This is a genomic window from Sphingobium trunci, assembly GCF_022664535.1.
Taxonomy (GTDB): domain Bacteria; phylum Pseudomonadota; class Alphaproteobacteria; order Sphingomonadales; family Sphingomonadaceae; genus Sphingobium.
The window spans coordinates 123,569-150,111 of the sequence record NZ_JAKUJY010000006.1 but is presented as its reverse complement, the minus strand read 5'-3'; the positions used below and the strand labels follow the sequence as shown (position 1 = coordinate 150,111).

Here is a 26,543-nt window from a genome sequence, read left to right as displayed (position 1 = left end):
TGAAGGCATAAGGTTAAAGTCAAATAAAGACGCCTTTTTTAACCCTTTTTCTGCGGCCAGTTGTGCCACGCGGCGGACCAGCGCCCGACATGGGGACATCGTCCCGATTTCCCGTCCTTTCCTCTTGTGCTTGGTCCGGCCATGCCCGACATGAGGGGCATGGCCCAGTTCGCCCGCTCGCCTGTCACTGCCGTGCTAGGCCCTACCAATACCGGCAAGACCCACCTCGCCGTCGAACGCATGTGCGGCCATTCATCGGGGATGATGGGCTTTCCGCTGCGCCTGCTGGCGCGCGAAGTCTATGACCGGGTGGTCGGCATGAAGGGCGCCAACCAGGTCGCGCTCATCACCGGCGAAGAGAAGATCGTCCCGCCGGGCGCCCGTTATTTTCTTTGCACGGCGGAATCGATGCCCATCGGGGGTAGCCGGGAGCCTGCCCAGGAGGCTCTCAAGGACCATGCCTTCGTTGCGCTCGATGAAGCGCAACTCGGTGCCGATCCGGAACGCGGCAATATCTTCACCGACCGCCTGTTGCGCGCGCGGGGTCGGGAGGAAACGATGATCCTCGGTTCGGCCAGCATCAGCCGGTTGGTCAAAACGCTGGTCCCCGACGCCCAGATCATCGGCCGCCCCCGCTTCTCAACCCTGTCCTATGCGGGCGCGAAAAAGCTCTCCCGCCTGCCGAAGCGCTCCGCCATCGTCGCCTTCTCGGCCGAGGAGGTCTATGCCGTCGCCGAAATGCTCCGCCGTTTCCGGGGCGGCGCGGCGGTGGTGATGGGCGCCCTCTCCCCCCGCACCCGAAACGCACAGGTACAGATGTTCCTGAACGGAGAGGTCGATTATCTGGTCGCCACCGACGCGATCGGCATGGGGCTGAACCTGGATGTCGCGCATGTCGCCTTCGCCTCGTTGCGCAAATTTGACGGCCGCCGCACCCGGCGCCTCAGCGTCAGCGAAATGGCGCAGATCGCTGGCCGTGCGGGCCGCCACCACAAGGACGGCACCTTCGGCAGTCTGGGGCATGAAGATGGCGAAGCCGCCTTCACGCCTGAGGAAATCGAAGCGATCGAGGCTCACCGCTTCCCCCCGGTCGAGCAGCTTTTCTGGCGCGACGGCACCCCCCGCACCGACCGGCTCGACCATCTCCTCTTCGACCTTGAGCGGAAGCCGGAACGCCCGGAGCTGCGCGCCGCGCCGGAGGCGGTCGACCTTGCGGTGCTGAAACGCCTGGCCGACGATCCGTTCGTCATCGAACGCGCCAGGGGCAAGCGCCAGGTCGACCGCCTCTGGGCCGCCTGTGGCCTGCCGGATTTCCAGAAGCTGGGCGCCGAACATCACGCCCGCACGGTCGGTCGCATCTGGCGCTTCCTGTCGGAAGGGAACGGCCATATTCCCCGCGACTGGTTCGCCCAACAGATCGCGCGACTCGACTCGGTGCAAGGCGATATCGACACGCTTTCGGGCCGGATCGCCGCCGCGCGCACCTGGTCCTACATTGCCCACCGGGCCGACTGGCTGGCCCATCCCGCGGAAATGGCGGAACGCACCCGCGCTCTGGAGGAAAAGCTTTCCGATGCGCTCCATGCCGCGCTCACGCAGCGCTTCGTGGACCGCCGCACCACGGTTCTGCTGAGGGATATCGGGCAGAGCGCGGCCAATCTGCCGGTCGATATAGACCAGGATGGGACAGTCTGCGTCGATGGCGAGACAATCGGGCGACTTGACGGATTTCGTTTCTCGGTCGATCCCGCTACCCGGCATCAGGACAGGAAGATGCTGCTGGCGGCCGCTGAACGGCGCCTTGGAAGGATATTGCGAGTGAAGGCTGACGAATTACTGGGCGCGCCCGATACTGATTTTGCGCTCATGGACGAAGCAGGACAGGCCCCCGGCATAAGCTGGAAGGGTGACGCAGTGGCCACGCTGCATGGCGGCTCCGCACTGTTGAACCCCGAAATCCGGCTGGATCGCGCGCTTCTGGCCCTGGGTCAGGATGTGCAGAAGCAGGTGACGGCCCGCCTTGCGAGCTGGTTCGAGGCGCAGAAGGAGAAGCATCTTCTGCCGCTCACCAAGATGGTCGCTTCCTCATCCGATCCAGAAGTCCCTGCCGTCGTCCGCGCCGTCTTCGCCCAACTCGCCGATGCAGGCGGCGTGATCGCCCGCATCGACCTCGATTCGGCGCTCGGCCATCTCGACAAGGACCAGCGGCACCTTCTCCGCCGGGCCGGCATTGATATCGGCGTGCTCGACATCTATCATCCCGGTCTGCTGAAACCCGGCTCCGCCCGCTGGCGCGCCGCCTTGCTCGCCGCGCGCCTGGGCAAGCCCTGCCTTCCCCTGCCCAGCCCCGGCCTCACCCTGATCCCTGCAGGCGAGAAGCCCGAGCAGATGGGTGCGCGCATTGCCGGCTTCCGCGGCTTTGGCGAACAGATGCTACGCATCGACATGGCCGAACGCATGGCCCGCACCGCGCATGAAACCATCGCCAAGAACGAAGCCTTCACCGCGCAAAGCCCGCAGATCGTGTCGCTCGGCCTTTCCGAAGAAGCCTTTCTGCAATTGATGCGCCTCGCCGGTTTCCGTCCCGTCGAAGCGCCCGAAGAGGGCGGCCCCAACTGGGCCTTCCGCGGCCGCCAGAAAGCGCGCCCGCACCAGCAGCAGGGTCGGCAACAGGGCCAGCGGCGTGGAGCCTCGCCCCAGGGCAAGCCGCATGGCAAACCGCGCGACCGGGATGAGCGGGACAGACCGCAACGCCCGGCCACCGCCACGGCCGGTCCTGCCACCGGCAACCATGCCTTTGCCGGTCTAGCCGAACTGCTGGGCCGCAATGGCTGACGCAGGCGTGGTTTCGGCTCATGGGCCAAGCCTGCGCATCGACAAATATCTGTGGTTCGCGCGGCTCGCGAAAAGCCGCTCGGTCGCCCAGAAAATGGCGGAGGACGGGCATATGCGCCTGAACGGCCGCCGCATCGAACGCTCGCACTCGCCGGTGCGGGCGGGCGACCTCATCACCTTCCCCCACCCCAGCGGCGTGCGGGTGGTGCGGGTGACACAGCTTCCCCATCGCCGCGGCCCCGCCCCCGAGGCGCAGGCATGCTATGAAGAGCTGACCGTAGGCGCCTGAAGCTTCCTAATCAGCCTGACAATAATATCCTCATTGACCTTCGGGACGACCGCGCATAGCAGGGCGCCCATTGTCCAATTCCAAGAGTGTTGACCCATGACCTACGTCGTGACCGATAACTGCATCCGCTGCAAATATATGGATTGCGTCGAGGTTTGCCCCGTGGATTGCTTCTACGAGGGCGAGAACATGCTGGTCATCAATCCCAACGAGTGCATCGACTGCGGCGTGTGCGAGCCTGAATGCCCTGCCGAGGCGATCCTGCCCGATACCGAAAACGGACTCGAAAAGTGGCTGGAACTCAACACGAAATTCTCTGCCGAATGGCCGAACATCACGGTCAAGGGCGAAGCGCCGGCCGACGCGGATGAAATGAAGGGCGTCGAAAACAAGCTGGAACAGTTCTTCTCGCCTGAACCCGGCGCCGGCAGCTGATCTCCCGCGCCGCAGCGCCCCCTGCTTGAACCATCTGTAGCGTTTAATTTGCTGGCCCACTCCCGGATTTTGTGTCCGGGGGTGGCTATTTTGTTACGAATCTGCTAAATATGCGCCAACAGGTGGACTTGGTCGCGTCCGCTACGGAGATAAATGCCTGATGTAATGATGGTGGCGCCGCTTCCCCCGGCTTGTGCACCTTCGCACTTGCAACGCGAATGCCACCGCTCCCCCCGAAGACATGGAAAGGTTTCAAATGGCTGCCAAGGCGCTGTCCTTTGACGTTGGTGATTATGTTGTTTACCCCAAGCATGGCGTTGGCCGCGTCATAGAGCTGCAAAAGGAGCAGATAGCGGGCATGGAGCTGGAGCTCTATGTCCTTCGTTTCGAAAAGGAGCGCATGACGCTCCGCGTGCCCACGAACAAGGCCGAAGGCGTCGGCATGCGCAAGCTGTCCTCCAACAAGACGCTGGAGGAAGCGGTCGAAACGCTCAAGGGCAAGCCCAAGGTGAAGCGCACCATGTGGTCGCGCCGTGCCCAGGAATATGAAGCGAAGATCAATTCGGGCGACCTGGTGTCGATCGCCGAGGTGACCCGCGACCTGTTCCGCGCTGACGACCAGCCGGAGCAGAGCTATTCCGAGCGCCAGATCTTCGAAGCGGCTTCCAGCCGCCTGGCGCGCGAACTCGCCGCTATGGAAGAGACGGACGAGCCGAGCGCGCTCAAGAAGATCCTGCGCATCCTCAACGAGGCGGCACCCAAGCACGCCAAGGTTGAAGGCTGAAAATTTCGGTCGAGCCGTCAGCGGCAGGCCGATTCAGAAAGGGCGCTCCTTCGCGGGGCGCCCTTTTTTGTGACATCATGCTGTTGGGACAACAGAGCCGGTTATTGTTCCTTGACCGACCCGGCCGCGTCCTTCGCCGCGTCACCCACGTCGCTCGCCGCCTGGCCCACCTGGCTGGCCGCGCCTTCAACGGCGCTGTCCTTGCGCGTCTGACTGCTGATCAGGAAGAATGCGGCGATTGCCACCACCACGACCAGCAAGAGAATGGCTATCGTCGTGCCGCCGCCGCCACGCTTTTCGATGACCGTGGTCGTCGCCGGACGCTCCTGATAATCCGCCATGTAAATCCTCCTCGTCTCTACGCCACCCGCAGCAACAATGCGCAGTGACGCGGACCGGTTCCGGCACCGCAGCGGCCTTGCACCGTCCCGATACGCCACTCGAATGGAAGCTCTTGTAAACTCTCGTTTTCCGGCTGCCTTGAACAGCAATCGTCGCGCAGGGAAAGGCCGGTCAGCGGCAATACCCCTCCTTGCCAGGCACCAGGATCAGGCAGTCCGACTTTCCAGCCAGATATTTGAAACCCGTTTCCACGCCCTTGCCCGGCCGAATGGCGAGGTCCTTTCCATCGCGCACGAACCGGATGGTGCTCCCGTCCGCCACGCCGTCATAATCGCCCTGCCGGTCGAGATTATCCTTGTTCGTGATCGCATAATGGCCTGGCTGCCCGTCAGGCGACGGCTGAATGTCCAGAAACAATCCCTCCGGGCCGGTCCAGCGCCCGGCCCAGTCGTCGGTTGGCAAGCGGGCGGCTTCATGAGTTGGGGCATTCACCGCATCCGGCTCCTCGATCGCCTCGACGGCGGATGATTGCGCGGCGTTGTTGCCGGTCGATCCGTTATCGACACTTTTCCCGCATCCGCCCAGCGAAGCGCCCGCCAGCAGAGCAGGCAGGACGGCATAGGCAATCTTGCTGCTACCCATAGAAGTTCCTTCTTGCATTGATGACGTCAAACGGTTGAACGCGACGCTTCGATCCTTCTTTGCGCAGGGGACGGACCGCTTGTCAGCCGGTCCGGCAGAGAGCAGGATAGCGGTGGGGAAGAAAGATGGAGCAGAATTCAGCCATTCAGGCGGCCAAGACGCAGCAGCGGGCGCGATTTGTCCGGGAATCGCCCGATGTCAGGAAACAGGCGTTGATCGAGGCCACCGCGCGCTGCCTCGCCGAAAAGGGGGCAGGCGGTACGTCCGTGCGCGCGATCTGCGCCTATGCCGGGGTATCGGCAGGTCTCCTCACCCATTATTTCGACGGTGTCGATGCTCTCATCCTCGCCACCTACCGCGATGTCGGCGAGAAGGTCGCTGCGGCCATGGAACAGGCTGTTGCGGATGCCGGCCCTGATCCCCGCGCCCGTCTCTGGGCCTATCTGCGATCCAATTTCCAGCCGCCGGTCCTGGACCCGAACCTGCTGGCGACCTGGATTTCCTTCTGGAGCCTCAACAAGACCAACCCCGCCATCGCTGCCACCCACGCCCAGACCTATGGTGGCGGGCGCGAACGCATGGAAGTGCTGCTGCGCGAAGCCGCGCCCCAGATACCGCGCCCCGCCGCCCGTATCGCCGCGATCGGCCTGACCGCCATGATCGACGGCCTCTGGCTGGAGCTTTGCCTCGATTCCTCCACCTTCACGATCGACGAAGCGCTGGGCATGATCGAGGAAGCCATGAACTATGTGCTGCAAAAGCCGAGAGATGGTTCGGTCGATCAATAAGGTAGGTCGTGATCGGTTTTCTCAATCAACACTTCCAAGAAAACCAATTTCACCTGGGCGGCCAAGTCCCCTACCTAGACCGGGCACACAGCAAACCTCCAAAAAGGAACTGGAAAGCCCATGGCTCTTATCAACACGACCATCAAGCCGTTCAAGGCCACCGCGTACAAGGAAGGCAAGTTCGTCGACGTCACCGATGCCGATGTGAAGGGCAAGTGGGCCGTCTTCTTCTTCTATCCCGCCGATTTCACCTTCGTCTGCCCGACGGAGCTGGAGGATCTGGCCGACATCTACCCCACGCTGCAGAAAATGAACGTCGAGGTATATTCGGTTTCGACCGACACGCATTTCAGCCACAAGGCCTGGCACGACACCTCGCCCGCCATCAGCAAGATCAACTATTTCATGCTGGGCGACCAGTCGGGCACTCTGACCAACAATTTCGACGTGATGCGCCCGGGCGTCGGGCTGGCTGACCGCGCCACCTTCCTGGTCGATCCCGAAGGCGTGATCCAGTTCATGGAAATCACGTCGGAAGGCGTCGGCCGCAACGCGACCGAACTTCTCCGCAAGGTCAAGGCTGCGCAATATGTCGCCGCCAACCCCGGCGAAGTCTGCCCGGCCAAGTGGGAAGAAGGCGAAGCCACCCTGGCGCCGTCGCTCGACCTGGTCGGCAAGATCTAAAGACCTGAAACGGCGCTCCGCCGGGCCGGGTCGAGAAAACTCCCCGGCCCGGCGGGCTTTTATATCACGAAATCATCGCTATCTTCGAACGCTGGCTGCTGCTCCGGCGATCGGATAGCCGCGTGCCCCGGATCGGCGCGCCCAACCCATGGAGAACAATATGTTGGACGCAAATCTCAAGGGCCAGCTCAAGGCCTATATGGCGAACATCACCCAGCCGATCGAGCTGGTGGCTTCGCTGGACGATGGCGCGAAATCCCGCGAACTCGAAGGCCTGCTGACGGAGATTGCCGAGCTGTCGGACAAGGTGTCGCTGGTCCTCGCCGGTCATGACGCGCGCAAGCCCAGCTTCATGATCCGCCGCGCGGGCACCGACATCGGCGTGACCTTCGCAGGGATCCCGATGGGGCATGAATTCACCTCGCTGGTGCTGGCGCTGCTCCAGGTCGGCGGTCATCCCTCCAAGGCGGCGCAGGACCTGATCCAGCAAATCAAGGATATCGACGGCGATTTCACTTTCGAAACCTATTTCTCGCTGTCCTGCCAGAACTGCCCCGACGTGGTGCAGGCGCTCAATCTGATGGCCGTGCTGAACCCCCGTATCAGCCATACCGCCATTGACGGCGCGCTGTTCAAGGAAGAGGTCGATGCCCGCAAGGTCATGGCTGTCCCCACCGTCTTCCTGAACGGCCAGCCCTTTGCCAGTGGCCGCATGGAGCTGGAACAGATCGTCGCGAAAATCGACAGCGGTGCGGCGGTTCGCGCGGCCGAGAAGATGAGGGCGCAGGATCCGTTCGAGGTGCTGGTGGTCGGCGGTGGCCCGGCCGGCGCGGCAGCGGCGATCTATGCGGCGCGCAAGGGCATCCGTACCGGCGTCGCGGCGGAGCGTTTCGGCGGTCAGGTGCTGGACACGATGGATATCGAGAATTTCATCTCCGTCAGCCGTACCGAAGGCCCCAAGCTCGCCTCCGCCCTCGAAGCCCATGTGAAGGATTATGACGTCGAGATCATGAACCTTCAGAAAGCCGCGAAGCTGATCCCCGCGAGGAGCGAAGGCGGCTATCATGAGGTCGTGCTGGACAATGGCGCCTCGCTGAAGGGCCGCACCGTCATCCTCTCCACCGGCGCGCGCTGGCGGCAGATGGGCGTACCGGGCGAAGAGGATTATCGCAACAAGGGCGTCGCCTACTGCCCGCACTGCGATGGTCCGCTGTTCAAGGGCAAGCGTGTGGCGGTCATCGGCGGCGGCAATAGCGGCGTCGAGGCGGCTATCGACCTTGCCGGGATCGTCGCCCATGTGACGCTGATCGAATTCGACAGCCAGCTTCGCGCCGACGCGGTGTTGCAGCGCAAGCTCGCCAGCCTGCCCAATGTAAAGATCATCACCTCGGCGCTCACGACCAGGGTGAAAGGCAATGGCGAACGCGTCACCGGCCTCAGCTACAAGGATCGCAACCACGGCACGGAGCATGACATCGAACTGGAGGGGATTTTCGTCCAGATCGGCCTGGTCCCGAACACCGAATGGCTGAAGGACGCGATCGCCCTCTCCCCGCGCGGCGAGATCGAGATCGATGCGCGCGGCGAAACCAGCCAGCCGGGTATCTTCGCGGCAGGCGATTGCACGACAGTGCCCTACAAGCAGATCGTGATCGCCATGGGCGCGGGCTCGACGGCGGCGCTTTCGGCCTTCGACTATCTCATCCGGCTGCCCGCCACGGAGGACAGCGCGCAACAGGCGGCCTGATGGAATGCCGGAAAGGAGCAGCCGGTTCTGCGGAACGGGCTGCTCCTTCGCCGTCCAGTCATTCAGATATCCTGCCTCTGCAGGATTAACGCCGCCGCAGGTGAGGCCGGAAAATGGCGGGATCGATGGCCAGCATGGGGTTGGCCTGCTCCGGCGGCTTCACCTCGTTCACGGCCCATTGCACTGGAAGACCGTATGCGCTGACAGGCTGCGGGGCGGCGGCCGGCGGCGGCACGCCGGGCTGGGACGCGAGTTGTCGAGGGCTGCTGGGCGTGAAGGTCACCAGCGCGCTCCCCGGATGATCGGGATCGGCAATCACCTGCGCATCCACCATCAGTGCGGGGCCGAGACGGTCGGTCGTCACGCTGACGAGCGTGCCCAACCGCGTCATTCCGAACAACCTGCGTGCAAAGGCATAGGGCAGGCGGATACAGCCATGACTGGCGGGATATCCCGGATTCTGTCCCGCATGAAGCGCGATCCCATCCCAGGTCAGCCGCTGCATGAAGGGCATGGGGGCGTTGGAATAGACATTGGAACGGTGCCATTCCCGCTTCTGCAGGATCGGAAATTCGCCGGTGGGCGTGCGATGCCCTTTCATCCCCGTCGACACGCTGGCGATGCCCACCAGCCGGTCGCCATCATAGACATGCACACGCTGCTGATCGAGACTGATGACCATGTAAAGCGGCCCCGCCGGCGGCCCATCCTCCAGCCAGCGATAACCGCCCGGTCCCAGCGCCTCCTGCGCGCCCGCCGGCTGCGCCTGCAACAAGGCCAGCACAGCCGCGGCAAGAAGGGAGCGAAGCAAGGACATATATCCTTTTTTAACCACAAGACGCGGCGACACCAGCCCCCAGCGATCCCGTCCTGGGACAATTGCGCCGCGTTGCCTGCCTACAACAGGCCGAGTTGAGCCACCGGCGCAAAGCTCCTGCGGTGGAGCGGCGTCGGTCCATGCTCGCGCAGCGCCGCCAGATGCTTGGCGCTGCCGTAGCCCTTGTTGGTTTCCCAGCCATAATGCGGGTGGACGGCCGCCGCCTCGACCATCATCCGGTCGCGCGCTTCCTTGGCGAGGATGGAGGCCGCCGCGATCGAGAGGCATTTGGCGTCTCCCTCCACCACCGCTGTCGAGGCCCAGCGCCATTGCGGGCAGCGATTGCCGTCGACCAGCACATGTGCGCAATCCTGGGTCAACGCCTCGACCGCCCGCGTCATCGCCAGCATCGTCGCCCAGAGGATGTTGATGCTGTCGATTTCCTCGACCGAAGCGACACCCAGACCCCAGCAAAGCGCCCGCGCCTTGATCTCCCTCTCCAGCACCGCCCGCTTCGCGGCGCTCAACTGCTTGCTGTCATTGAGACCGTCGGGACAATCCTCCACGCGCAGGATGACGGCCGCCGCGACCACCGGCCCGGCCAGCGGCCCCCGGCCCGCCTCGTCCACTCCGGCCACCAACCCCGGATGATGCAGCAGCTCATGGGAAAAATCAGGCATGTTGATGGAAACCGAAGGGCGCGCCCATAGGCCCATGGCCCTGCCCCAGCCCCGGCGCAAGGGCGAGCGCCTCCCGCACATATTTGCGGCCGCGCTCGATCGAGTCGATGAGATCCCGGCCCTGCCCCAGACCGGTCGCGATCGCGCTGGCCAAGGTGCAGCCGGTGCCATGGGTGTGCGGCGTGTGGATCCGCGCATTGCTCCAGGCCTTGCGCACGCCCTGCGGCCCGATCAGCCGGTCGGTCAGCATCGGCCCTTCGCCATGACCGCCCTTGGCCAGCACATGGGTCGCGAAACGGATCGCGATTTCCTCGCCGCCCAATGCTTCCAGTTCCGGAATATTCGGTGTGACGAGGGTAGCGATCGCCATCAGCTTTTCGAACGCCGCGATGGTCGCCGCATCCGCCAGTGACGATCCGCTGGTGGCGACCATCACGGGATCGAACACGATCGGCACGCCCTCCAGCAGCGCCAGGCGCTCCGCCACCGCCGCTGCCGTTCCCGCCGAGCCGATCATGCCGATCTTCACCGCATCCACGCCGATGTCGCTGATGACGCTGTCCATCTGCCGGATCACCATCTCGGCCGGCACGGGATGCGCGGCCTGCACGCCCAGCGTATTCTGCGCCGTGATTGCGGTGATGGCGGTCATGGCATGGCCGCCCAGCAACGTCACGGTGCGGATATCCGCCTGGATCCCCGCGCCGCCGCCGCTGTCCGAACCGGCAATGATCAGAATGCGGGCCGGTGTCATCCCTTGAAATGCCGCTCCATCGAGGCCGGATTGCGCTTCAGCGCGTCCCCGACGCGGGTCGGCCGGTCCATCAGTTCGCCACCGCAATTGGGGCAGCGATCGTCCAGGATCTCGGCGCAAGGCGCGCAGAATGTGCATTCGAACGAACAGATGAAAGCGCCCGGCTCATCAGCGGGCAGATCGGTGCCGCAGCGTTCGCAATCGGGGCGCATCTCCAGCATCAGGCGGCCGCCTTCGCCACGGCGTCGCAGATACGCTCGACCACATCCTTGACCTGTTCCTCGCGGTCGCCCTCCGCCATGACGCGGATCACCGGCTCCGTACCCGAAGGCCGGATCACCAGTCGCCCAGAGCCGCTGAGTTCCGCCTCGGCCTGCGCGATCACCCGCTTCACATCCTCATGCTCCAGCGGCTTGCCGCCGGAAAAGCGGACATTCTTCAACAGCTGCGGCACCGGATCGAACTGATGCAGCACTTCGCTGGCAGGCCTGCCCGATCGCACCAGCGCAGCCAGCACCTGCAACGCAGCCACCGTTCCGTCCCCGGTCGTGGCATAGTCCGACAGGATCATATGCCCGGACTGCTCGCCCCCAACATTGAAGCCACCCTCCCGCATCCGTTCCAGCACATAGCGGTCGCCGACCTTGGTGCGTTCCAGTGCCATGCCCTGGCCGATCAGGAATCGCTCCAGCCCCAGGTTCGACATCACCGTCGCCACCAGCCCGCCGCCGCGCAGCGTCCCCGCCCGCGCGAAATTGCCCGCGATCAGCGCCATGATCTGATCGCCATCGACGATGGTGCCATGCTCATCGACCACGATCAGCCGGTCGGCATCGCCATCCAGCGCAATGCCGATATCGGCACCGGAAGCCACCACCGTCTCCTGCAGCAAATGCGGCGCGGTCGATCCGCACTGGTCGTTGATGTTGATGCCGTTGGGCGTGACGCCGACCGCCACCACCTCCGCACCCAGTTCCCAGAGAGCGGAGGGCGCGACCTGATAGGCGGCGCCATTGGCGCAATCCACCACGATCTTGAGACCATCCAGGCGCAGGTCCGCGGGGAAGCTGGACTTGACCGCGTGGATATAGCGGCCCCGCGCATCCTCGACACGGCGGGCGCGGCCGATGTCCTGCGACGCGGCAGGCGGAATCTCCTGCTCCAGCATCGCCTCGATCTTCAGTTCATCCTCATCCGACAGCTTGTAGCCGTCCGGACCGAACAGCTTGATCCCATTATCGAAATAGGGGTTGTGACTGGCGGAGATCATGACGCCCAGATCGGCGCGCATCGAATGGGCCAGCAACGCCACGGCGGGGGTCGGGATCGGCCCGAACTGCACCACATCCATGCCGACCGCGGTAAAGCCCGCGACCAGCGCATTTTCAACCATATAGCCCGACAGGCGGGTATCCTTGCCGATGACCACGCGATGGCGGTGAGTGCCGCGCTGGAAATGCTTGCCCGCCGCCATGCCGACCTTCATCGCCAGTTCGGCCGTCATCGGCCATTGGTTGGTGCGTCCGCGAATGCCGTCCGTGCCGAAATATTTTCTGCTCATAATCCCTGCCGCCCATGCGGTGAACCCTGTCTCCACCCCATAGCAATCTTTGTTCGACTTTCCACCGCCGACCCGCCATGTCATGGCCGATGGACGGATTTAACGCAGCAGTGGACGCGCTTTCCGGCGCGGTATTCTTCAAGGTGCCGGTGCTGGGCGCGCGGATCGAGCTGATCGTACTCTATCTGGCGCTGCCGATGCTGTTCTTCACCGTCTGGCTGGGCTTCCCCAATCTCACCGCGGTCGGCCGCGCGCTGCGCATCCTGAGGACCCAGCCGCATGAGGGCGAGGCGAAGGGGGATGTCAGCCAATGGGGAGCGCTGTCGACAGCGCTGTCCGGTACGATCGGGCTTGGCAATATCGCGGGCGTCGCGGTGGCGCTGACGATGGGAGGCCCAGGCGCGATCCTGTGGATGTTCATCATCGGCTGGTTCGCCATGACGATGAAGATGGCGGAGGTCACGCTGGGGCTTAAATATCGCACCTTCGACAGCCGGGGCCATGTCCATGGCGGGCCGATGTACGTGCTGAAGGCCGTGGGTGCCGCGCGGGGATGGCCGAAAATCGGGCTGATACTCGGCGGCGCCTATGCCTTTTTCGCACTGTTCGGGGCGATCCCCATGGTGCAGGTCAACCAGAGCTTCGCGCAGGTCAAGGTGGTGACGGGATTCAGCAGTGGCTGGGTCTATGGCACGATCCTCGCCGCGGCGGTCGCGCTGGTGACCCTGGGCGGCGCGGCCTGGCTGGGCGAGGTGGCGAAGCGGCTGACCCCGCTCAAGGTCGCGGTGTACCTGATCGGCGTCGCGACGGTGCTGATCCTGCATGCGGCCGCCATTCCCGCTGCCCTCGCCGAAATCTGGCATGGCGCGTGGAGCGGGCAGGCCGCGACCGGCGGCGCGGTGGGGGCCTTCGTCGCGGGCATGCGCCGCGCCGTGTTCGCCAGCGAGGCGGGCGTGGGATCGGCGGTGATGGCGCACAGCCTTGCCCGCGTCCGGCACCCCGTGTCCGAGGGGCTGGTGGCGCTGCTCGAACCGTTGCTCGGCACGATGATCGTCTGCGCCGTAGGCGGCCTGGCGCTGGTGGTCGCGGGCACATGGAAATCGGGGCTGGAGGGGATCGCCATCACCTCCGCCGCCTTCGCCCAGGTATCGTCCTGGTTTCCCTGGCTGCTGGCGGTCGTCGTGGTGCTGTTCGCCTATTCGACGCTGGTGGCCTGGGGCTTCTACGGCTTGCAGGCCTGGGGCTATCTGTTCGGCAATGGCCCCAAGGCGCAATGGGCGTACAAGATCCTCTACATCGTCGCCCTGCCCCCGGCGGCCGCCATCGACCTCGGCCGGGTGGTCGGCATCGTCGACAGCAGCTTCTTCCTGATGGCGATCCCCAATGTGATCGCGCTCTATCTGTGCGCCGGGGAATTGCGGCGCGACGTGCGACATTATCTGGCGGCGCCCGAGGAGGATTAACGCGCCATCGCCGCCTCGATCTCCGTCGCCGTCCGGGGGATAGCTTCGCTCAGCCGCTGCGATCCGGTGGGCGTGATCAGATAGAGATCCTCGATCCGGATGCCGTAATTGGCGGACTGCACATATAATCCCGGCTCCACGGTGATGACGGCGCCAGCCGGCAGCGGCTTCGACATGTCGCCGACATCATGCACGTCAAGCCCGACCAGATGGCCAAGGCCATGGGTGAAATCATCGACCCGTCCCGCCTTGCGAAACACATCCTTCGCCGCTTCGACCAAATCCTCATAATAGACGCCCGCCCGGAGCTTCGCGACGGCAGCGGCCTGGGCCGAGAGAACCAGTTCGTGATTGGCACGCTGTTCCGGGGTGAATTTCCCGCTCGCCGGGAAAGTGCGCGTCACATCGCAGGCATAGCCCCCAACGGAGGCGGCGGCATCGATCAGGACCAGGTCGTTCGCGCCGATCACCCCGCTGCCGCCGGTATAATGGAGCGACGCGGCGTTGCGGCCGGTCGCAACGATGCTGTCATAGGCCAGCCCCTCCCCGCCGCCAGCGCGGAAGGCATCCTCCAATATCGCTTTCAACTGCCTTTCCGTCATGCCGGGCCGAACCTGCCGCATCGCGGCGATGTGACCGCGCGCGGTGGCTGCCGCCGCCTTGCGCATCAGTTTCAGTTCGCGCGCTTCCTTGACGATGCGCAGCGAGGCAAGAAGGCCGCTGTCATCCTTGAGCGAGACGCCCGGCACCCGCTGCATCACCTTGCCATAAAGGTCCAGCGCCTTGGGGACCGGCGCGGAGGTGCCGACGATGGGACCAAGGAAATGCAATGTCTTGGAACGTTCGGCAAGAGTGGTCACCAGACCACCCAGGCTGCCCGCGCGGGTCACGCGGGCAAAGCCGGTGCGCCGCTCCAGTTCCGTCCCCAGCGGCAGGCGTTCGACGTCCCAGCGTTCCGCCTCCGTATCGCGGGAGGGGAGCAGCAGCCATTCCCTGACGGTTCGTTCGGCAGGCGCCATGACCAGGATAGCACCGGGCTCATCCATAATCCCGGTCAGCCAGGCAAAGTCGCCATCCTGCACGAAGGGCGGCGCGACGGCCGCCGCGCTCTCCACGGCATCCGCGCCATAGATAACCGCGACACCGTCCTTCAGCGCCTCCATCACCCGGCGACGGCGTTCGCGGAAGACATCGGGCGGGAACGGCGCCGTGCCCGCCGGGGTCGCGAAGCCTTGCGGCGGCAGCACCTGCGCCCCGAGGCGCGTGGATAGAAGCAACGATGCCGTCGTGCCCGCCAGCATGCTCCGCCGATTGAACATATATGTCTCCCTTGCTGCGCCGGACAGGAGCATGAAAGGGAGGATGCGGCAAGAGGCGTATCAGCATGCTGATACAGCAAAGGCCCCGCCGGACGGCGAGGCCTTCGATGAGAGTGGCTGGCAGATCAGATCTTGTCGCCGAGCGCGCCCTTTACCGATCCCTTGACGTCCTGAACGGTTCCCTTGGCCTTTTGCGCCTTGCCTTCCGTGACCAGGTCGGGATCGCGACGGTTGCGGCCAACGGCTTCCTTGACGGCGCCAGCCGCCTTGTTGCCTGCGGCCTTCGCCTTGTCGGTCAATTCGCCCATCGGATGCTCCTTTCGGTTGCTGTTGCAGGATCAACAGCCTGACCACCGAAAGGTTGCCATGGATACGCGGGCGGAATGGAAGGGGGACGGCAAGACGGAGGGCTTCTGGACGCCCTTCCCGATCTACCCGCTGGCGGCGGGTTTTTGGGCGCGCCGTTCCGCCACGAATTCGCTGATCGCCTGGCCACTGGCGTTGAGCAGCGGATAGGTTCGTGCATCGGACAGCCAGTCCGGACGCCGCGCGCCGCTGCCGTAGAAAGTGTCGTAGACCAGGCTGAAGGCGAGAAAGATCAGAGTCGCGCCGATCAACCCCTTTACCGCGCCGAATCCGGCGCCCAGGACGCGGTCCACCGGTCCCAGGATCGATTGGCGGGTCCGGCGGCCGATTGCGTGGGCAAGCAGCTTGCCGGCGCCGAAGGTGATGCCGAATACGAGAATGAAACCGAGAACCGCCGCGCCGCTGGTCGTTCCGACGAAGGGGCTGATCAGTTCGGTTGCCGATGCGTGGAACAGGCGGATGGCGAAAATGCCAAGGACCCAGGCGATCAGGGACAGGGTTTCCTGCACGAAACCGCGCAGCAGGCCGAAAATGGCGCAGCCGCCGATCAGCAGCAGGACGAGGATATCGATGGCGTTCATCGAATTGCTGGCTATCCGCGGCCAAGCATCTGGTCAACCAGTTGCGAAAGCGCGCGAAAGCCGCTTACGGAAATGCCCTTGACCCCATCGGCGGTGGCGGCCGGGACGAAGGCGCGGTTGAAGCCCAGCTTGGCGGCTTCGCGCAGGCGGAGCGGGGAGTGGGCGACCGGGCGAACCTCCCCCGACAGGGCGATTTCCCCGAACAGCACGATGTCGGCGGGCACCGGGCGTTCCGACAGCGCCGACATGAGCGCCGCCGCCACGGCAAGGTCCGCGGCAGGATCGGACAGGCGGTAGCCGCCCGCGACGTTCAGATAGACTTCGCAGGTCGAGAAGCTGAGGCCGCAGCGCGCCTCCAGCACGGCCAGGATCATGGCGAGGCGGCCATTGTCCCACCCCACCACGGCGCGGCGCGGCGTGGCGCCGCTGGACAGGCGTACGACCAGCGCCTGGATCTCGACCAGCACCGGGCGCGTCCCTTCCAGCGCCGGAAAGACGGTCGCGCCCGTCACATTCTCGTCCCGATGGGTGAGGAACAGGGCGGAGGGGTTGGCCACCTCCTCCAGCCCTTCGGCGACCATGGAGAAGACGCCGATCTCGTCCGTGCCGCCGAAGCGGTTCTTGATCGCGCGCAGGATGCGATATTGGTGGCTGCGCTCGCCCTCGAAGCTCAACACCGTGTCGACCATATGTTCCAGCACGCGGGGGCCCGCGATGCTGCCGTCCTTGGTGACATGGCCGACCAGAATGACCGCCGTGCCGCGCTGCTTGGCGAAGCGGATCAGTTCCTGCGAGGAGGCGCGGACCTGGCTGACCGTGCCCGGCGCGCCCTCGATCAGGTCGCTGTGCATGGTCTGGATCGAATCGATGATGAGCAGCGTAGGCGCCGCCCCCTCCCCCAGCGTGGTCAATATGTCGCGGACGGAGGTGGCGCTGGCGAGCTGGACGGGCGCGCCGCCCAGACCCAGGCGCTGGGCGCGCAGGCGGACCTGGTCGGATGCCTCCTCACCGCTGATATAGGCGACGCTGTGCCCGGCGGTGGCGATCCGCGCCGCCGCCTGCAACAGCAGCGTGGACTTGCCGATGCCGGGATCGCCGCCGATCAGCGTGGCGGAGCCGGGAACGATGCCGCCGCCCAGCGCCCGGTCGAACTCGGCGATGCCGGTCGTCGTGCGCGGGGGCAGTTCGACCTTGTCGTCCAGTCCCACCAGCGTCAGCGCCCGCCCGCCGGTGTGCAGGTCGTGCCGGGCGGAGAAGACCGTCTCGGCGGCTTCCTCCACGATGCTGTTCCATTCGCCGCAATCGTCGCATTGGCCCTGCCAGCGGTTGCCGACCGAACCGCATTGCTGACAGACGAATTTGCGCTTTGCCTTGGCCATGGGCGACGCATATCAGAACATATGCGGAACACAAATCTTCTTTGCATCTTCGCTTGGAAACAGTCGCGGGATTGGCGCATTGTTTCGGCATGAAATCCATTCGCGTGGCCAGTTACAATATCCGCAAGGCCATCGGCACCGACCGGCGCCGGGTGCCCGAACGGGTGATCGACGTGCTGAACGAGATCGACGCCGACGTGATCGCGCTGCAGGAGGCCGACCGGCGCTTCGGGGTCAGGACCGCCGCATTGCCGCCCTGGCTGCTGGAAGCGATCAGCCCCTACAGGCCGGTGCCGCTGAACGTGCAGGTCGATTCCATGGGCTGGCACGGCAATGCCATATTGGTGCGCAAGGAGGTGGAGGTCGGCGCGCACGACGTGCTGCACCTGCCCTGCCTGGAGCCGCGCGGCGCGACCATGGCGGAAGTGAAGCTGGGCAGGACGAGCCTGCGGATCTTCGGCATGCATCTCGACCTGTCCGGCCTGTGGCGCCGCAAGCAGGCCGCCGCCGTGATCCATGCGGCGGGGCTGCGCGAGAAGATGCCGACCGTGCTGATGGGCGATCTGAACGAATGGAGCGCGGAGCGCGGCTGCCTGGCCGACTTTGCCCGCCACTATCATTTCGCCCCGTGCGGGCGGTCCTTCCATGCGCGCAGGCCCGTGGCGCGGCTGGACCGCATCATGCATTGCGGGCAGTTGAAGCTGGTCGACAGCGGCGTGCATGACAGCGCGGCGGCGCGGCGGGCGTCGGACCATCTGCCGATCTGGGCGGAGTTCATGCCGGCTTGAGTTTCACTCGACAAGCCGGCCTGGCTCTGCGATTCACTGGGCCATGAAAGAGCGGGAACTCAGGCTCGCACTGGTCTGCTATGGCGGGATCAGCCTGGCCGTCTACATGCACGGCATCACCAAGGAAATCTGGCATCTGGCGCGGGCCAGCCGCGCCTTCCACGACGGGGTGCCGCCGGGAAACAGCAGCGAGGCGGTCTATCACGCCCTGCTCAAGGCGCTGGAAGAGGCCAGCGGCATCCGCCTGCGCGTCATGCCCGACATCATCGCCGGGGCGAGCGCGGGCGGCATCAACGGCATATTCCTGGCGCAGGCGATCGAGACGGGCCAGTCGCTCGATCCGCTGACCGACATGTGGCTGGACAATGCCGATGTCGAGCGGCTGCTGGACCCCGACGCCCGGCCCGCGCGGCGGATCACCAAGATCTGGGCGACGCCGCTGGTCTGGATGGCGGCGCGCAAGCCGGGCGACACGGTGGAGCGCACCGTCGCCCCCGACACGCGCGAGGAGGTGCGGCACAAACTGTCCCATTTCATCCGCTCCCGCTGGTTCGAGCCGCCCTTTGGCGGGGAGATCTTCACCGCCATGATCCTGGACGCCTTCGACGCGATGGAAGCGACCGAGCGCGGCCCGGCGCTGCTGCCGGAGGGGCATCCGCTCGACCTGTTCGTGACCGTCACCGATTTCGAGGGGCATCCGCAGAGCCTGAACCTCAACAGCCCGCCGCAGGTGATCGAGACCGAGCATCGCCTGTCGATCGGCTTTCGCGCGCGGGGCCGGGGTGAGCGGATGTTCGCCGATCCCGCCGAACTGGCCTTCGCGGCGCGGGCGACGGCCAGTTTCCCCGGCGCCTTTCCCCCTTTCACCGTGCGCGAGCTGGACCGGGTGCTGAAGCGCCGCCACCGCGCCTGGCCCGCGCGCGACCGCTTCCTGGCCCGCGTGCTCCCCCGCCATGCGGCGCGCGGACAGGCCGAGGACGCGGTGCTGATCGACGGTTCGGTGCTGGCCAACGCGCCCTTCGCCCAGGCCATCGGCGCGCTCCGGAACCGGCCGTCGCGCCGCGAGGTCGACCGGCGCTTCGTCTATATCGATCCCAAGCCCGGCCATCGTTCCATCCAGCTCAACCGCCAGGGCGAGGCGGAGGACAAGCCCACGGGCGAGGATGCGCCCCTGCCGGGCTTTTTCCGCACCATCTTCGGCGCGCTGAGCGACATTCCGCGCGAACAGCCGATCCGCGACAATCTGGAGGCGATCGACCGGCACAGCACGCGCATCCGGCGGATGGCGCGGATATTGAACGCGCTGCGGCCGGGGATCGAGGCCGAGGTGGAGAGCGCCGTCGGCGGGATGCTGTTCCTGGACCGGCCCACCCCCGCCCGCCTGTCGGCCTGGCGCGCCAAGGCGCAGCAGCGGGCGGCGAATTCCGCCGGTTTCGCCTTTCCCGCCTATGGCCATCTGAAGCTGTCGGGCATCGTCGAGGATCTGGCCGCCCTGCTGTTCCGCCTGAGCGGCGAGGAAAGCCCGCTGATGCGGGAAAGCTACCGGCAGGCGCTCTGGACCCATGTGCGCTCGATCGGCGCGGACCGGCTGATCGAGGATGTGGGGCGGAACTCCGCGCCGGTCGGCTTTTTCCGCGAACATGACCTGAGCTTTCGCATCCGCCGCCTGCGCTTCCTGGCGCGGCGGCTGGCGGACACGCTGGAGGTGGAGGCGACGGCCGACGAGACCGTCGTCCAGACGATGCATGACGCCATCTATGCGGCCATGTCGCATTATACCGAGTGCGAGGGGATCGACTTCTACAATGGCGACATCCGCGCGGCGGCGCGCGAAGTGCCCAACGATGCGGGCGCCGCGCTGAAAGCCGTGTCGGACCTGCGCGGCCTGCGCGAGCGGGACGAGGCGGCCGACATGATGCTGGCCGACGCGCTCGCCGCGCTGCCCAAGGCGGAACGGCGGACCATGCTGCTCGCCTATCTCGGCTTCCCCTTCTACGACATCGCCACCCTGCCGCTGCTGCAGGGCGACGCGATGGACGAATATGATCCCGTCAAGGTCGACCGGATTTCGCCGGAAGATTGCGGCGCGATCCGTTCCGGCGGCGCGGAAGCGACGCTGAAAGGCATCGAATTCAACAATTTCGGCGCCTTTTTCAGCCGGGCCTACCGGGAAAACGACTATCTCTGGGGGCGGCTGCATGGGGTGGAGCGGCTGCTGGATATCGTGATTTCGGCATATCCCGCGGCAAACCGGCTTTCGCAGGAGCTGGTCCACCAGTATAGGCGGACCGCTTTCCTGGCGATCCTCGATGAAGAGGAGCAGCGACTCGACCATGTCGCTGATTTGATTGCCGGTTTGCGAGAGGAGATTGGGTGAGCGTAGGGGCGAAGCTGTTTCCGGTCGGTCTTCTGGTGCTGGTCGCGGGCTGTTCGCCTGCCTCCGGCGGCCATGCGGGCGCCGGGGCGGAGGAGCGGTCCGGGCCGGCCGGCGCCGCGCAATCGGCGATGCTGCCCCCCAACCGCGACCCGATCCTGCCGGAGGTCGATCCCGCCACCGCCGGGGTTCCGGGGACGGTGGCCATTGCGGCGGCCGACGGCCCGCAGGCGGCGAAGGCCCGTCCGGTGCCCCCGGCGGACGTCCGGTTGCTGCCGATGAAGCCCTCCGTCGTCAACATTCCGCCGCCCGCCTATGTGCCCGACCTGCCGCCCGCGGACGGCGCGGCCGATCCCACGCCCTTCCCCGACGAGGTGACGCGCTTCATGGTCGATCGCGACGGTTGCGACCATTTCCGGGGCGAGGAAGCCTATGATGCGGAGCGGCGCGCCTATCTGCAGGAGAATATCGCCGAACTGTGCACCGGGACCGATGGCCGGCTGGCGATGCTGCGGCAACGCTATGCCCGCGATCCGGCCGTCATCGCCGCGCTCAGTGGATATGACGACCGGATCGAGGGCAATGCTTCGGACTGACCCCGCTACAGCAGGGCATCGATCTGCGTGGCGAGATCGATGTCGCGGCGGGACAGCCCGCCCGCATCATGGGTGGTGAGGACGATGTCCACCCGGTTGTAGACGTTCGACCATTCGGGATGATGGTCGGCCTTTTCCGCCAGCAGCGCGACCTTCGTCATGAAGCCGAAGGCGCCCACGAAATCCTTGAAAGTGAACAGGCGGCGTATGCCCTCCGGTTCCTGGACCGGGGTCCATTCGGGCAGGTCCTTCAGCGCCAGCGCCCGTTCTTCCTCGCCCAGCTTCGCGATCATCGCTCAATTCCTTGTCTGATCCGTCGAGATTAACCCATTTTCCGATGGTTCGGCTGTTTCCAGACGATTCGGAACATGCTTTATGTCTCCAATATGGATGATGCCGGTCAACCGCCCCGCTTCGCGCCGACGCGCGAGGAGATCGAAGCCCTGGCGCTCAAGGCGCTGTCGCGGCTGCCGGAACCGTTCCGCGCCCATCTTTCCAACCTCCTGCTGTTCGTCGAGGAATTCGCCGACCCGGCGATATTGAAGGAGATGGAGATCGACGATCCCTTCGGCCTGACCGGCCTGTACAGCGGGCGGCCGGTGGGCGAGCCGGTGCAGACCGGGGACCAGCCGCCGACCGTGCACCTGTTCCGCCGCCCATTGCTGGACGAATGGGTGGAAACCGGGGTGCCGCTGGACATGCTGATCACCCATGTGGTGGTGCATGAGATCGGCCATCATTTCGGCCTGTCCGACCTCGACATGCATGTGCTGGAGGACATGGTCACCCTATGAGCCGGGTGGGATTGCGCCTGTCCGGCGTCGCCTGCGTGCGCGGCGGGCGGCTGTTGTTCCGGGGCGTGGACCTGGCGATGGAGCCGGGCGGCAGCGCCCTGCTGAAGGGGCCGAACGGGATCGGCAAGTCCAGCCTGATGCGGATTTGCGCGGGCCTGCTGCCCGCCGCCGCCGGGACGGTGGAGCGGCATGGCCGGGTCGCGCTGGCCGACGAGCGGCTGGCGCTGGACATGGAACAGCCCCTGCGGGCGGCGCTGGCCTTCTGGGCGCGGCTCGACCGGGCGGCGCCCGAAGCGCTGGACCGGGCGATGGCCGCGATGGCGCTGGAGCCGCTGGCGGACGTGCCGGTGCGGATGCTCTCCACCGGGCAGCGCAGGCGGGCGGCGCTGGCGCGGGTGATCGCGGGGGGCGCGCCGGTGTGGCTGCTGGACGAGCCGGGCAATGGCCTCGACGATGCGGCGCTGGGGCTGCTGGGCGAGGCGGTGGCGGGCCATATCGGGCGGGGCGGGATCGTCATCGCCGCGTCGCACCAGCCATTGCCGCTGGTGACGCCGGTGGTGCTGGCGATGGCGGATTATCTGGCGGCGGCGGAGGACGGCGTTTGAGGCTGTTGCTGACCCTCGCGGCGCGCGATCTGCGGCAGGCCTTGCAGTCGGCGGGATTGTGGCTGCCGGTCGCCTTCCTGCTGCTGGTCGCCAGCCTCTATCCCTTCGCGGTCGGGCCGGATGCGGCGCTGCTGCGGCGGACGGGCGGCGGGATGCTGTGGATCGCGGCGTTGCTGGCCAGCCTACTGCCGGTGGACCGACTGGTCGCGCCCGACCGCGATGCGGGCGTGCTGGACCAGATCGCGCTGCGCGGGATCGGCGAGGAAATGGTGGTGCTGGCCCGGCTGGCCGCGCATTGGGCGGGCTTTGGCCCGGCGTTGATGATCGCCACCCTGCCGGCCGCGGCGCTGCTCAAGCTGGACGGCGGGACCATCGGGCTGCTGGAGCTGGGGTTGCTGATCGGGACGCCTGCGCTGGCGGCGCTGGGGCTGCTGGTGGCGACGCTGACCGCTGGCCTGCGGTCCAGCGGGGCGCTGTCGGGGCTGCTGGCGCTGCCGCTGGCGGTGCCCCTGCTGATCTTCGGCGCGGGGACGCTGGGCGACGGCAGCGGGGCGGCGCTCAAATTCCTGGGGGCGGCGTCGCTGCTGCTGGTGGCGATCACGCCCATCGCCGGAGGAGCCGCGATCCGGGCGGGCCGGGAATAGTTTTCCCCCGCGCATCGACAATGGGGCGTCCATCGGCCAAAGGCGCGGCATGATCGCCCTGCTTGCCTCAGTGCTGTTCGTCCTGATCTGGTCCACCGGCTTCATCGTCGCGCGGGCGGTGGTGCCGCATGCCGCGCCGGAGCTGGCGCTGGCGATACGGCTGACGCTGACGACGTTGCTGCTGGCGGGCGCGGCGATCTGCGCCCGGCAGGGCTTGCCCCGTGGCCGTCGGCTGGGGCTGCACCTGACGGCGGGCGCGATGCTGCACGGCGTCTACCTGACCCTGAGCTGGTGGGCGGTGAGCCATGACATGCCGGCCGGGATCATGGCGCTGATCGGGGCGCTCCAGCCGCTGATGGTCGCGGTGGCGAGCGTCCTGCTGCTGGGGGATCGCCTGCCGGGACGGGCGTGGGGCGGCCTGGCCATCGCGATCGTCGGCGTGGGCTGCGTGCTGCTGCCCGCGATCGAGCGTTCGGGCGGGGCCGGGGTCGGCCTGCTGCCCGCGATCGCCGGGATGGTGGCGGTGCTGGCGATGGCGGGCGGCACGCTGGTCCAGCGGGGCGCGATCGCCGGGGACGGCATAGCCGTTTCGGGCGCCGTGCAGAATGCGGGCGGCGCGCTGGTGGCCGTGGCCGCGACCCTGCTGGCGGGCGAATATCGATGGGACGGCACGCCGATCCTGTGGATCGGGATCGGCTGGTCCGTGCTGGGGCTGTCGGCGGGCGGACTGTCGCTGCTGGTGTGGCTGGTGCGGCATCAGGGGCCGACGCGCATGTCGATGCTGTTGCTGCTGGTGCCGCCGCTGGCCGCGATCGAGGCGTGGCTGCTGTTCGGCGAGAGGCTGGGACCGGTGCAGATCGCCGGTTTCGCGCTGGCGCTGGGCGGCGTCATGCTGGGCCGGTCGGCGCGGCCCTCGCGAGAAGAGGAATTATCCGAACCGGCCTGAAGTCAGGCCTGCCTTTCGCGCAGCCTTTCATGATGGCGGATCACCTCGTCGATGATGAAGCGCAGGAATTTCTCGGTGAAGTCGGGATCGAGATGGGCGTCGGTCGCAAGCTGGCGCAGGCGGGCGATCTGGCGCTCCTCCCGGCCCGGATCGGCGGGCGGCAGGTCGTGCGTCGCCTTGTGCTCGCCCACGGCCTGGGTGATCTTGAACCGCTCGGCCAGCATGAAGACAAGCGCCGCGTCAATATTGTCGATGCTCTCGCGATAGCGCTTCAGGGTCTCGTCCACTATGTCCTCCGGCGGAGCATCACGCCCGAAAAGCGGGAACCGCTTTCAAGGCTCCCGGTGATGCGTCGATCAAAACTCTCGCGCTTTTTGCCGCTTCCGGGGCCTTGCGCAAGCTATTCCCGCTTGCCTTTAGCATTTTGCACCGCCACATGGCGCTTGTCATGACCGCACCCGCCACCGGCAATGTCCATCCCATCGGCCGCGCCAGCAGCGCGCCTTCGCTCACCCCCATGATGGCGCTGGTCGCCGACGGCATGAACCAGGTGAATGCCGTCATCCTGGACCGGATGCAGTCGCGCATTCCGCTGATCCCCGAACTGGCGGGCCATCTGATCGCGGGCGGCGGCAAGCGGATGCGGCCGATGCTGACGCTCGCCTGCGCCGATCTGGTCGGCTATGCGGGGTCGCGCCACTACAAGCTGGCCGCCGCCGTCGAGTTCATCCACACCGCGACCCTGCTGCATGACGATGTGGTGGACGGATCGGGGCTGCGCCGGGGCCGCAAGACCGCCAACATCATCTGGGGCAACAGCGCCAGCGTGCTGGTGGGCGATTTCCTCTTCTCCCGCTCCTTCGAGCTGATGGTCGAGGCGGAGTCGCTCAAGGTGCTGAAGATCCTCTCCAACGCCTCCGCCGTGATCGCGGAGGGCGAGGTCAACCAGCTCACCGCCCAGCGCAAGATCGACACCAGCGAAGAACAATATCTGGACATCATCGGTGCCAAGACCGCTGCCCTGTTCGCCGCCGCCTGCCGCATTTCCGCCGTGGTCGCCGACCGCAACGAGGCGGAGGAGCAGGCGCTGGACGTTTACGGCCGCAACCTGGGCATCGCCTTCCAGCTGATCGACGACGCCATCGACTATGAGTCGGACGGCGCCACCATGGGCAAGGATGCGGGCGACGATTTCCGCGACGGCAAGGTCACGCTGCCGGTCATCCTGGCCTATGCGCGGGGAGGCGACGAGGATCGCGCCTTCTGGAAGGCGGCGATCGCGGGCAACCGGGTGAGCGACGAAGACCTGGCCTATGCGACCGGCCTGCTGCGCAGGACCGGCGCGATTACCGACACGCTGGCCCGCGCCCGCCATTATGGCCAGCGCGCGATCGACGCGCTGGGCATGTTCGACAATGGCAAGGCCAAGGCGGCGCTGACGGAGGCGGTCGAATTCGCCATCGCGCGGGCTTATTGAGGCTTTTCCGGTCCTGTCCGTTTGATCGGGCGAAGCTCAGCCCGTCTGGTCGATGATGATCCCCTCCCCTGAAACCATTGCCTTCCTGATGGCGGCCGCGCTGATGGCGGGCTGTATCGACGCGATGGCGGGCGGCGGCGGGCTGATCGCCCTGCCCGCCCTGCTCGCCGCCGGGATTCCCCCGGTCCCGGCGGTCGCGACCAACAAGCTGCAAAGCGCGCTCGGCACGTTCGGCGCCTGCATCGCCTATGCGCGGGCCGGGCATATGGATTTGCGGGCCTATAAATGGCCGGTCATCGCGGCGTTCATGGGATCGATCGGCGGCGCATGGCTGTTGCAGCGGGTCGACCCTTCCATCCTCGCGGGGCTGATGCCCGCGCTGCTGGTGGCGCTGGCGGGCTATTTCACCTTCTCGCCCAAGGTCAGCGAAATGGACCGGCACCAGCGCATCGGGATCGTCGCGCTCAGCCTGCCGATCGGCATCGTCGGCTTTTATGACGGTTTTTTCGGACCCGGAGCCGGCGCCTTCTACACCAGCATCTTCATCGCGCTGGGCGGGCTGGGGCTGGTGCGCGCGACGGCGCAGACCAAGGCCGCCAATTTCGCCAGCAATATGGCCGGGCTGCTGACCCTGATCGCGGGCGGCCATGTCATCTGGATCGTCGGCCTCGCCATGGCGGTGGGCAGCATCACCGGCGGGCAGATCGGATCGCGGCTCGCCATGCGCTTCGGCAGCCGGTTGATCCGGCCGCTGCTGATCATCATGTCGCTGGCGCTGACCGCCAGGATGCTGCTGGACCCCAAGAACCCGATCCACGCGCTGCTGTTCGGTTGAGCCATTGCGTCGGACGCC

30 protein-coding genes are annotated in these 26,543 nt (G+C 66.2%); 17 read left to right on the top strand and 13 right to left on the bottom strand.

The window, feature by feature from the left end:
- The first annotated feature begins 159 nt into the window (after positions 1 to 159).
- The 4 genes from MJ601_RS07805 (at position 160) to MJ601_RS07790 (ending at position 4,343) form a co-directional block, all read left to right on the top strand.
- The gene (locus MJ601_RS07805) at positions 160 to 2,835 is read left to right on the top strand and encodes a helicase-related protein (protein ID WP_491572893.1); all 2,676 of its coding nucleotides are present in this window, start codon (positions 160 to 162) and stop codon (positions 2,833 to 2,835) included.
- Complete coding sequence (locus MJ601_RS07800; RefSeq protein ID WP_242125047.1) at positions 2,828 to 3,124, top strand: RNA-binding S4 domain-containing protein; 297 nt, start codon at positions 2,828 to 2,830, stop codon at positions 3,122 to 3,124. Before MJ601_RS07805 ends, MJ601_RS07800 begins: the two co-directional genes overlap by 8 nt.
- Positions 3,125 to 3,220: 96 nt before the next feature.
- Positions 3,221 to 3,559 (top strand): ferredoxin FdxA, encoded by a 339-nt coding sequence (gene fdxA / locus MJ601_RS07795; protein WP_242125045.1) that lies wholly within the window; start codon positions 3,221 to 3,223, stop codon positions 3,557 to 3,559.
- A 256-nt stretch (positions 3,560 to 3,815) separates the two neighbouring features.
- On the top strand, positions 3,816 to 4,343 hold the full coding sequence (locus tag MJ601_RS07790; RefSeq protein ID WP_007683582.1) for a CarD family transcriptional regulator: 528 nt from the start codon (positions 3,816 to 3,818) through the stop codon (positions 4,341 to 4,343).
- Positions 4,344 to 4,444: 101 nt separating this feature from the next.
- Here the strand turns inward: MJ601_RS07790 and MJ601_RS07785 are convergent, their stop codons facing one another.
- Together MJ601_RS07785 and MJ601_RS07780 are read right to left on the bottom strand one after the other, a co-directional pair.
- On the bottom strand, positions 4,445 to 4,684 hold the full coding sequence (locus MJ601_RS07785; RefSeq protein WP_242125043.1) for a hypothetical protein: 240 nt from the start codon (positions 4,682 to 4,684) through the stop codon (positions 4,445 to 4,447).
- A 172-nt stretch (positions 4,685 to 4,856) separates the two neighbouring features.
- Complete coding sequence (locus MJ601_RS07780) at positions 4,857 to 5,327, bottom strand: hypothetical protein (protein ID WP_242125041.1); 471 nt, start codon at positions 5,325 to 5,327, stop codon at positions 4,857 to 4,859.
- Between the two features lie 125 nt (positions 5,328 to 5,452).
- On the opposite strand from MJ601_RS07780, the gene betI reads away from it, so the two are divergent.
- The 3 genes from betI (at position 5,453) to ahpF (ending at position 8,546) form a co-directional block, all read left to right on the top strand.
- On the top strand, positions 5,453 to 6,115 hold the full coding sequence (gene betI, locus MJ601_RS07775; RefSeq protein WP_242125040.1) for a transcriptional regulator BetI: 663 nt from the start codon (positions 5,453 to 5,455) through the stop codon (positions 6,113 to 6,115).
- 120 nt (positions 6,116 to 6,235) lie between these two features.
- Positions 6,236 to 6,799: an alkyl hydroperoxide reductase subunit C gene (gene ahpC / locus MJ601_RS07770; RefSeq protein ID WP_242125038.1), complete on the top strand. Its 564-nt coding sequence runs from the start codon at positions 6,236 to 6,238 to the stop codon at positions 6,797 to 6,799.
- 160 nt (positions 6,800 to 6,959) lie between these two features.
- The gene (ahpF, locus tag MJ601_RS07765) at positions 6,960 to 8,546 is read left to right on the top strand and encodes an alkyl hydroperoxide reductase subunit F (RefSeq protein WP_242125036.1); all 1,587 of its coding nucleotides are present in this window, start codon (positions 6,960 to 6,962) and stop codon (positions 8,544 to 8,546) included.
- A gap of 85 nt (positions 8,547 to 8,631) precedes the next feature.
- On the opposite strand, the gene MJ601_RS07760 is transcribed toward ahpF, so the two are convergent.
- From MJ601_RS07760 to glmM, 5 genes are all read right to left on the bottom strand, one after another.
- On the bottom strand, positions 8,632 to 9,363 hold the full coding sequence (locus tag MJ601_RS07760; protein WP_491572891.1) for a L,D-transpeptidase family protein: 732 nt from the start codon (positions 9,361 to 9,363) through the stop codon (positions 8,632 to 8,634).
- An 80-nt stretch (positions 9,364 to 9,443) separates the two neighbouring features.
- On the bottom strand, positions 9,444 to 10,043 hold the full coding sequence (gene rnhB / locus MJ601_RS07755) for a ribonuclease HII (RefSeq protein ID WP_242125034.1): 600 nt from the start codon (positions 10,041 to 10,043) through the stop codon (positions 9,444 to 9,446).
- Positions 10,036 to 10,797 carry a bifunctional hydroxymethylpyrimidine kinase/phosphomethylpyrimidine kinase gene (gene thiD, locus MJ601_RS07750; RefSeq protein ID WP_242125032.1) on the bottom strand — a complete coding sequence of 254 codons (762 nt, stop codon included), beginning with the start codon at positions 10,795 to 10,797 and terminating at the stop codon, positions 10,036 to 10,038. The genes rnhB and thiD overlap by 8 nt, the downstream gene beginning before the upstream one ends.
- Positions 10,794 to 11,018, bottom strand: a complete 225-nt coding sequence (locus MJ601_RS07745) for a DUF1272 domain-containing protein (protein WP_242125030.1) — start codon at positions 11,016 to 11,018, stop codon at positions 10,794 to 10,796. The genes thiD and MJ601_RS07745 overlap by 4 nt, the downstream gene beginning before the upstream one ends.
- Positions 11,018 to 12,358 (bottom strand): phosphoglucosamine mutase, encoded by a 1,341-nt coding sequence (glmM, locus tag MJ601_RS07740; RefSeq protein WP_242125028.1) that lies wholly within the window; start codon positions 12,356 to 12,358, stop codon positions 11,018 to 11,020. Before glmM ends, MJ601_RS07745 begins: the two co-directional genes overlap by 1 nt.
- Positions 12,359 to 12,447: 89 nt before the next feature.
- Here glmM and MJ601_RS07735 point away from each other — a divergent pair, with 89 nt between their 5' ends.
- On the top strand, positions 12,448 to 13,821 hold the full coding sequence (locus MJ601_RS07735; RefSeq protein ID WP_242125026.1) for an alanine/glycine:cation symporter family protein: 1,374 nt from the start codon (positions 12,448 to 12,450) through the stop codon (positions 13,819 to 13,821).
- Here MJ601_RS07735 and MJ601_RS07730 read toward each other — a convergent pair.
- From MJ601_RS07730 to radA, 4 genes are all read right to left on the bottom strand, one after another.
- Positions 13,818 to 15,140 carry an aminopeptidase P family protein gene (locus MJ601_RS07730; RefSeq protein ID WP_242125025.1) on the bottom strand — a complete coding sequence of 441 codons (1,323 nt, stop codon included), beginning with the start codon at positions 15,138 to 15,140 and terminating at the stop codon, positions 13,818 to 13,820. The two genes, MJ601_RS07735 and MJ601_RS07730, sit on opposite strands and share 4 nt — an antisense overlap.
- 125 nt (positions 15,141 to 15,265) lie before the next feature.
- Positions 15,266 to 15,448, bottom strand: coding sequence for a CsbD family protein (locus MJ601_RS07725; protein ID WP_242125023.1), 183 nt, complete (start codon positions 15,446 to 15,448; stop codon positions 15,266 to 15,268).
- Positions 15,449 to 15,571: 123 nt separating this feature from the next.
- The gene (locus MJ601_RS07720) at positions 15,572 to 16,087 is read right to left on the bottom strand and encodes a CvpA family protein (RefSeq protein ID WP_242125021.1); all 516 of its coding nucleotides are present in this window, start codon (positions 16,085 to 16,087) and stop codon (positions 15,572 to 15,574) included.
- An 11-nt stretch (positions 16,088 to 16,098) separates the two neighbouring features.
- On the bottom strand, positions 16,099 to 17,466 hold the full coding sequence (gene radA / locus MJ601_RS07715; RefSeq protein ID WP_242125019.1) for a DNA repair protein RadA: 1,368 nt from the start codon (positions 17,464 to 17,466) through the stop codon (positions 16,099 to 16,101).
- Between the two features lie 89 nt (positions 17,467 to 17,555).
- On the opposite strand from radA, the gene MJ601_RS07710 reads away from it, so the two are divergent.
- From MJ601_RS07710 to MJ601_RS07700, 3 genes are read left to right on the top strand one after another with little or no spacing between them, the layout of a single operon-like run.
- A complete protein-coding gene (locus tag MJ601_RS07710; RefSeq protein WP_242125017.1) occupies positions 17,556 to 18,254 on the top strand; it encodes an endonuclease/exonuclease/phosphatase family protein in 699 nt (232 codons plus the stop codon).
- A 43-nt stretch (positions 18,255 to 18,297) separates the two neighbouring features.
- Entirely contained in the window at positions 18,298 to 20,631 is a 2,334-nt protein-coding gene (locus MJ601_RS07705; protein WP_242125015.1) for a patatin-like protein, read from the top strand.
- A complete protein-coding gene (locus MJ601_RS07700) occupies positions 20,628 to 21,224 on the top strand; it encodes a hypothetical protein (RefSeq protein WP_242125013.1) in 597 nt (198 codons plus the stop codon). The genes MJ601_RS07705 and MJ601_RS07700 overlap by 4 nt, the downstream gene beginning before the upstream one ends.
- Positions 21,225 to 21,229: 5 nt before the next feature.
- Here MJ601_RS07700 and MJ601_RS07695 read toward each other — a convergent pair whose 3' ends face one another.
- The gene (locus tag MJ601_RS07695) at positions 21,230 to 21,517 is read right to left on the bottom strand and encodes a 4a-hydroxytetrahydrobiopterin dehydratase (RefSeq protein WP_242125011.1); all 288 of its coding nucleotides are present in this window, start codon (positions 21,515 to 21,517) and stop codon (positions 21,230 to 21,232) included.
- 75 nt (positions 21,518 to 21,592) lie between these two features.
- On the opposite strand from MJ601_RS07695, the gene MJ601_RS07690 reads away from it, so the two are divergent.
- From MJ601_RS07690 to MJ601_RS07675, 4 genes are read left to right on the top strand one after another with little or no spacing between them, the layout of a single operon-like run.
- The gene (locus MJ601_RS07690; RefSeq protein WP_242125009.1) at positions 21,593 to 22,018 is read left to right on the top strand and encodes a metallopeptidase family protein; all 426 of its coding nucleotides are present in this window, start codon (positions 21,593 to 21,595) and stop codon (positions 22,016 to 22,018) included.
- The gene (gene ccmA / locus MJ601_RS07685) at positions 22,015 to 22,623 is read left to right on the top strand and encodes a heme ABC exporter ATP-binding protein CcmA (RefSeq protein ID WP_242125007.1); all 609 of its coding nucleotides are present in this window, start codon (positions 22,015 to 22,017) and stop codon (positions 22,621 to 22,623) included. Before MJ601_RS07690 ends, ccmA begins: the two co-directional genes overlap by 4 nt.
- A complete protein-coding gene (locus MJ601_RS07680) occupies positions 22,620 to 23,267 on the top strand; it encodes a heme exporter protein CcmB (protein ID WP_242125004.1) in 648 nt (215 codons plus the stop codon). Before ccmA ends, MJ601_RS07680 begins: the two co-directional genes overlap by 4 nt.
- A 49-nt stretch (positions 23,268 to 23,316) precedes the next feature.
- Complete coding sequence (locus tag MJ601_RS07675; protein ID WP_242125002.1) at positions 23,317 to 24,213, top strand: DMT family transporter; 897 nt, start codon at positions 23,317 to 23,319, stop codon at positions 24,211 to 24,213.
- A 2-nt stretch (positions 24,214 to 24,215) separates the two neighbouring features.
- Here MJ601_RS07675 and MJ601_RS07670 read toward each other — a convergent pair whose 3' ends face one another.
- Entirely contained in the window at positions 24,216 to 24,500 is a 285-nt protein-coding gene (locus MJ601_RS07670) for a chorismate mutase (protein WP_242125000.1), read from the bottom strand.
- A 161-nt stretch (positions 24,501 to 24,661) separates the two neighbouring features.
- Here MJ601_RS07670 and MJ601_RS07665 point away from each other — a divergent pair, with 161 nt between their 5' ends.
- Both MJ601_RS07665 and MJ601_RS07660 read left to right on the top strand, forming a co-directional pair.
- The gene (locus MJ601_RS07665) at positions 24,662 to 25,690 is read left to right on the top strand and encodes a polyprenyl synthetase family protein (RefSeq protein ID WP_242124998.1); all 1,029 of its coding nucleotides are present in this window, start codon (positions 24,662 to 24,664) and stop codon (positions 25,688 to 25,690) included.
- 55 nt (positions 25,691 to 25,745) lie between these two features.
- A complete protein-coding gene (locus MJ601_RS07660) occupies positions 25,746 to 26,525 on the top strand; it encodes a TSUP family transporter (RefSeq protein ID WP_348635565.1) in 780 nt (259 codons plus the stop codon).
- Positions 26,526 to 26,543: the final 18 nt, after the last annotated feature.